This is a genomic window from Streptomyces tailanensis (assembly GCF_008386495.1).
In the GTDB taxonomy this organism is placed as follows: Bacteria; Actinomycetota; Actinomycetes; order Streptomycetales; family Streptomycetaceae; genus Streptomyces; species Streptomyces tailanensis.
Genome location: NZ_VTHJ01000143.1, coordinates 1 through 6,160 on the forward strand (window position 1 = coordinate 1; position 6,160 = coordinate 6,160).

A 6,160-nucleotide genomic window follows, 5' to 3' on the forward strand; every position below is an offset into this window, starting at 1 on the left:
GCGCGGCGGCTGCTCACGGTGGCGTCGGGTGCGTACCGGCGCGGGCTTGCGCATGCCCGCCCGCTCGGGCAGCTGACGGGTTGGCCGGTCGGCGTCGCCGCGCGTGTCCGTCCGTGGTGACTGGTTGGTTGCAGTCGGACAACTCAGCACGTCCGACCCCTTGACAGCCCTCCCCGGGGCCCAGATGGTTGTTGCGCATAGTGAATGACGATGCATTATTCGCAACGACGCACCATGGCGGACGCTCCGCCTCCCCTTCTCTCGTCGTCCTCCCATCCGCTCCGGCGTGCCGGGTCAGGCGGAATCACCGACGAGTTCTCCTGTCGTCGTCCGCGACAAAGACTCCACTGCCGTCTGTGGAAAGGACGAGCTGATGAACAAAACCCGTGAAAGGGATGGTAACCATAGCCATCCCGCCGAAGCGGATCTGCCAGGAAGCCCGGCGGTATCCGCCGGCCCCCGGACCGACCTGATCGTCTTCGGTGTCGCCGCGGCCCTCACCCTCGCCTTCGTCGTGTGGGGAGCCACCGCGACCGACACGCTGGAGAGCGTGTCCGGGAAGCTGCTGGACGGGACCATCCGCAACGGCGGCTGGGCTTTCGTCCTCGCCGCCTCGGGCTTCGTGGTCTTCGCCCTCTGGCTGGCGGTCAGCCGTTACGGGCGGATCACCCTGGGCAAGGAGGGTGAGCAGCCCGAGTTCCGCACGGTCTCGTGGATCGCCATGATGTTCAGCGCGGGCATGGGCATCGGCCTGATGTTCTACGGTGTGAGCGAACCGCTGTCCCACTTCGTCACGCCGCCGCCGGGCACCGACCCGGCCGACGCCAACCAGGCCATGGAGACCGCCATGGCCACCACTCTCTTCCACTGGACGCTGCACCCGTGGGCGATGTACGCGGTCGTGGGTCTGGCGATCGCGTACAGCACCTTCCGGCGCGGCCGCCGACAGCTGATCAGCGCCGTGTTCACCCCGCTGATCGGCGAGAAGCGGGCGAACGGCTGGGGTGGCCGGGTCATCGACATCCTCGCCATCTTCGCCACCCTCTTCGGCTCCGCGGCCTCCCTGGGGCTCGGCGCCCTGCAGATCGGCAGCGGCTTCACCGGACTGGGCTGGATGGGATCCGTCGGCACCGGCCTGCTGGTCGCCGTGATCGCGGTGCTGACCGTGGCGTTCGTCGCGTCGGCCGTGTCCGGGATCGCCAAGGGCATCCAGTGGCTGTCCAACATCAACATGGTGCTGGCGGTGTCGCTGGCGGTCTTCGTGTTCCTCGTCGGCCCGACNTGGCTGTCCAACATCAACATGGTGCTGGCGGTGTCGCTGGCGGTCTTCGTGTTCCTCGTCGGCCCGACCATCTTCATCCTCGACCTGCTGCCCACCTCCATAGGTGCCTTCTTCGGCGACCTTGCCCAGATGGCCGGGCGTACCGAGGCGTCGAGCGGTGAGGGTGTCGCCGACTGGCTGGCCGGCTGGACGGTCTTCTACTGGGCGTGGTGGATCTCCTGGACGCCCTTCGTCGGCATGTTCATCGCGCGCATCAGCCGTGGCCGGACCATCCGCCAGTTCGTCGGCGGGGTCATCCTGGTCCCCAGCACGGTCAGCCTGCTGTGGTTCGCCGTCTTCGGCGGCTCGGCGATGCACCTGCAGAACGAGAAGCTTCTCAACGACGCCTCGACCGCTCAGGGCCAGCTCTTCGACGTGCTCCAGCAGTACCCGATCGCCACGGTGACGAGCGTGGTCGTGATGGTCCTCGTCGGGATCTTCTTCGTCTCCGGCGCCGACGCCGCCTCGATCGTGATGGGCACGCTCTCGCAGCGTGGATCCCTGGAACCGACCCGGGGCATCGTCATCTTCTGGGGCGTGCTGACCGGCGCGGTCGCCGCGGTCATGCTGCTCATCGGCGGCGGCAAGGGCGACGCGCTCACCGGACTGCAGAACCTCACCATCCTGGCGGCGGCCCCCTTCACCGTGGTGATGGTCGGCCTGTGTGTCGCGCTCACCCGCGATCTGCGCCAGGACCCGCTCATCATCCGCGGGCGCATGGGCAAGGAAGCCATCGAAACGGCCGTCATCGCCGGCCACGAGAAGTACGACGGCGACTTCGAACTCCGCATCGGCCCCGTCGCGTGCAACGACGGCACGGACGCCACGCAGCCCCAGCAGTCCCAGGAATCCACGCAACCCACCTCGTCCGCTCACTGAGAGCGGCCGGACCCGCGCCCGGCGGGGTCGTGGCACCGACATGGTCGGCCACGGCCCCGCCGGGCGTTCTCGCTGTTCCGACCCCGATCCCGCCCGGCTGAGGGAACCCCGTCGCGATCCTTGACCCCCGGTCGACGCTCCACCATGCTGTGTTGCGGCACGTGAGGTGCGTGCCGTAATGAGCAACATCAGATTCAAGTCTCAACCAGCCGAGGAGTGGCCATGACGCACCAGGTGCGTGCTGTCGTCGCGCGGGGCAAGGGCGCCCCCGTCAGCCTGGAGACGATCATCGTGCCCGACCCGGGTCCGGGTGAGGCGCTGGTGAAGATCGAGGCTTGCGGGGTCTGCCACACCGATCTGCACTATCGCGAGGGCGGGATCAACGACGACTTCCCGTTCCTGCTGGGCCATGAGGCCGCGGGTGTCGTGGAGTCGGTGGGGGAGGGGGTCACCGATGTCGCGCCCGGCGACTTCGTGATCCTCAACTGGCGTGCAGTCTGCGGCCAGTGCCGGGCCTGTCTGCGCGGGGAGTCGTGGTACTGCTTCAACACCCACAACGCCAAGCAGAAGATGACCTTGCTGGACGGCACCGAGTTGTCGCCGGCCCTGGGCATCGGCGCGTTCGCGGAGAAGACGCTGGTCGCGGCCGGGCAGTGCACCAAGGTCGACCCGACCGCGTCGGCGGCCGCCGCCGGTCTGCTGGGGTGCGGTGTGATGGCGGGCATCGGCGCGGCCATCAACACCGGGAACGTCGGCCGGGGCGACTCGGTCGCCGTCATCGGCTGCGGCGGCGTGGGGGCCGCGGCGATCGCCGGGGCGAACCTGGCGGGCGCCGCGAAGGTCATCGCGGTCGACATCGACGACCGCAAGCTGGCGACGGCCGAGAAGCTGGGCGCGACCCACACCGTCAACTCCAAGGACGCCGACGCGGTCGAGGCGATCCGCGAGCTGACCGGCGGCTTCGGCGCCGACGTCGTCATCGAGGCGGTCGGCCGCCCGGAGACGTACAAGCAGGCCTTCTACGCCCGCGACCTGGCCGGCACCGTCGTCCTGGTCGGGGTGCCGACCCCGGAGATGAAGCTGGAACTGCCGCTGCTGGACGTCTTCGGCCGCGGCGGCGCGCTGAAGTCCTCCTGGTACGGCGACTGCCTGCCGAGCCGGGACTTCCCGATGCTCATCGACCTCTACCTCCAGGGACGGCTGGACCTGGACGCCTTCGTCACGGAGACCATCGCGCTGGACGAGGTCGAGAAGGCCTTCGAGCGGATGCACCACGGCGACGTGCTGCGCTCGGTGGTGGTCCTCTGATGGCGGCCCGCATCGAACACCTCGTCACCTCGGGGACGTTCTCGCTGGACGGCGGCACCTGGGACGTCGACAACAACGTGTGGATCGTCGGCGACGACAGTGAGGCGATCGTCATCGACGCGGCCCATGACGCCGACGCCATCGCCCGAGCGGTCGGCGACCGGCGCCTCACCGCGATCGTGTGCACGCACGCCCACAACGACCACATCGACGCCGCGCCGGAACTCGCGGCGCGCACGGGTGCCCCGGTCCTCCTCCACCCGGACGACCTGCCGCTGTGGAAGCAGACCCACCCCGAGAGGGCGCCGGACGCCGAACTGACCGACGGTCAGGGCCTCTCGGTGGCCGGTATCGAACTGACCGTGCTGCACACGCCCGGCCACGCCCCTGGCGCGGTCTGCCTGTACGCACCGGCCCTCGCCGCGCTCTTCAGCGGCGACACGCTGTTCGCCGGCGGGCCAGGGGCCACAGGGCGGTCGTACAGCCACTTCCCGACCATCGTCGAGTCGATCCGGGGCCGGCTGCTGACGCTGCCCGCCGAGACCGTCGTGCACACCGGACACGGGGACACGACCACCGTCGGCGCCGAGGCCCCGCATCTCCAGGAGTGGATCGACCGCGGTTTCTGACGCCCGCAGGCGACCCTCACGCGCCCGCCGTATCGGCTCGCGTCATCGCGAGCCGATACGGCGGGCTGCTGTTGTTCCATATGGGTTGAGTTTTGCATGGAGCAACGAAAATGAGCGGTCCGGAGCGGCCTCTGAATGCCTTGACAAGGGTTCTGGGCGACCTCAGACTGGCGTTGCGCTTACCGCAATCCGTTTCGTTATACGCACCGAGGTGTCATGATGATTCCCGCGTGCCGTCTCGCGGATCTTCCGCGAGGTGAGGCCTTTCGGCTCGACATCGATCCGCCGGTCTCGGTGTTCCACACCGACGACGGCGAGCTCTTCGCCATCGACGACACCTGCACCCACCAGGACGCCTCGCTCGCCGACGGCTGGCTGGAGGGCTGCGAGGTGGAATGCCCGCTGCACGCCTCGAAGTTCGACCTGAGGACCGGTTCGGTCGACGCCCCGCCGGCCAAGCTGCCGGTCCGGACGCACGAGGTCTTCGTCGAAGACGGCATGGTCTACGTCCGTCTGTCCACCGAGGCGCCCAACCTGCCGCCGTGCATCTCGGCCCGGCTCGCCGGAGGTCCCGCGTGAGGACGGTCGCCGTGGTCGGTGCCTCGCTGGCCGGGCTGTCGGCGGCGCGCTCACTGCGCAAGCAGGGCTACGACGGCCGGTTGGTCGTCATCGGCGACGAGCTCCACCGCCCGTACGACAGGCCTCCGCTGTCCAAGGAGTTCCTGGCCGGCACGCTCGGCGAAGCGGACCTCGCGCTGGAGACGGACGACGAGGACCTCCGGGCGGAGTGGCTGCTCGGCGTACACGCCACCGGACTCGACCACGCACGGCGTGTCGTCCGGCTCGGTGACGGACGGGAGGTGCAGGCCGACGGGTTCGTCATCGCGACCGGCGCCGCGGCACGCACGCTGCCCGGTTCCGAGGGCCTGGCCGGAGTGCACACGCTGCGCACCCTGGACGATGCCCGCGCCCTGCGGGACGAACTGGCCCGTGGTGGACGGCTGGTGGTGATCGGCGGGGGGTTCGTCGGCGCGGAGGTCGCCTCCACCGCGTACGCCCTCGGGCTCGACGTGACGGTCGTCGAGGCCGCCCCGACGCCGCTCGCCGGACCGCTCGGCGAGACCATGGGCGCCGTCGTCTCGGCCCTCCACGCGGACCACGGCGTACGGCTGTTGTGCGGGGTGGGCGTGAAGGGGCTGAGCGGGGAGAGGCGTGTCGATGCCGTCCTGCTGGAGGACGGCCACAGCATCCCCGCCGACATCGTGGTGGTCGGGGTGGGCGCACGCCCGTGCGTCGAGTGGCTGGAAGGTTCCGGCATCGCTCTCGACAACGGCGTCAAGTGCGGCGCCGACGGCCGCACCAGCCTGGCCGGCGTGGTCGCGGTCGGCGACTGCGCCAACTGGTACGACCCGCGCGCGGGCACCCATCGCCGCGTCGAGCACTGGACCGGTGCGCGCGAGCGCCCCGACGCCGCGATCGCCACGCTGCTGTCCGGGGGCGCGACCGAACCGGGTGTGCCCCGGCCGCCGTACTTCTGGTCCGACCAGTACGGCGTGAAGATCCAGTTCGCCGGTCACGCGGCCGGCGCCGACAGCGTCACCATCGAGGCGGGCACCGCGGACGACCGCGACGTCCTGGCCGTCTACCGGCGGGCCGGAGACCCGGTCGCCGTCCTCGGGATGAACCAGCCGCGGCTGTTCACCCGCTGGCGCAAGCAACTCGCCGCCACCGCGTCCTGACAACGCCTGCATCTTGACCCTCCACGACGTTCTCCCGAGGAGTGCCCCGTGACCTCGACCAGCCTGCCGGACAGCCTGATCGCCACCCTCCCCGGCTCCTCCTACACGGATCCCGAGATCTTCGCCCAGGAGCAGGAGCACATATTCGAGACCATGTGGTTCTGTGTCGCCCGCTCGTCCGAGCTCGCGAAGCCCGGTGCTTTCCGTACCGTCGATGTGGGTCGCGAGAGCATCCTCGTCACCCGGGCCAGGGACAACAGCATCCGTGCCTTCTTCAACGTCTG

6 protein-coding genes are annotated in these 6,160 nt (G+C 69.7%); all 6 read left to right on the forward strand.

Annotated elements, in window-relative coordinates; all coding sequences use genetic code 11:
* Window positions 1-373 precede the first annotated feature (373 nt).
* Window positions 374-2,200 (forward strand): BCCT family transporter, encoded by a 1,827-nt coding sequence (locus F3T56_RS45400; protein WP_172639492.1) that lies wholly within the window; start codon window positions 374-376, stop codon window positions 2,198-2,200.
* A 222-nt stretch (window positions 2,201-2,422) separates the two neighbouring features.
* Window positions 2,423-3,508: an S-(hydroxymethyl)mycothiol dehydrogenase gene (locus F3T56_RS45405; protein WP_149831307.1), complete on the forward strand. Its 1,086-nt coding sequence runs from the start codon at window positions 2,423-2,425 to the stop codon at window positions 3,506-3,508.
* Window positions 3,508-4,137: an MBL fold metallo-hydrolase gene (locus F3T56_RS45410; protein ID WP_149831308.1), complete on the forward strand. Its 630-nt coding sequence runs from the start codon at window positions 3,508-3,510 to the stop codon at window positions 4,135-4,137. The genes F3T56_RS45405 and F3T56_RS45410 overlap by 1 nt, the downstream gene beginning before the upstream one ends.
* 216 nt (window positions 4,138-4,353) lie before the next feature.
* On the forward strand, window positions 4,354-4,716 hold the full coding sequence (locus tag F3T56_RS45415; protein ID WP_149831309.1) for a bifunctional 3-phenylpropionate/cinnamic acid dioxygenase ferredoxin subunit: 363 nt from the start codon (window positions 4,354-4,356) through the stop codon (window positions 4,714-4,716).
* Window positions 4,713-5,876 (forward strand): NAD(P)/FAD-dependent oxidoreductase, encoded by a 1,164-nt coding sequence (locus F3T56_RS45420; protein ID WP_172639493.1) that lies wholly within the window; start codon window positions 4,713-4,715, stop codon window positions 5,874-5,876. Before F3T56_RS45415 ends, F3T56_RS45420 begins: the two co-directional genes overlap by 4 nt.
* Before the next feature lie 48 nt (window positions 5,877-5,924).
* A partial coding sequence (locus tag F3T56_RS45425) for a Rieske 2Fe-2S domain-containing protein (protein WP_342787073.1) occupies window positions 5,925-6,160 on the forward strand: 236 nt, incomplete at its 3' end.

What these genes read in the sequence shown, in the direction of transcription:
- F3T56_RS45415 (WP_149831309.1), top strand. Translation starts at nt 4,354, where the DNA reads ATGATGATTCCCGCGTGCCGTCTCGCGGATCTTCCGCGAGGTGAGGCC.
- F3T56_RS45410 (WP_149831308.1), top strand. Translation starts at nt 3,508, where the DNA reads ATGGCGGCCCGCATCGAACACCTCGTCACCTCGGGGACGTTCTCGCTG.
- F3T56_RS45405 (WP_149831307.1), top strand. Translation starts at nt 2,423, where the DNA reads ATGACGCACCAGGTGCGTGCTGTCGTCGCGCGGGGCAAGGGCGCCCCC.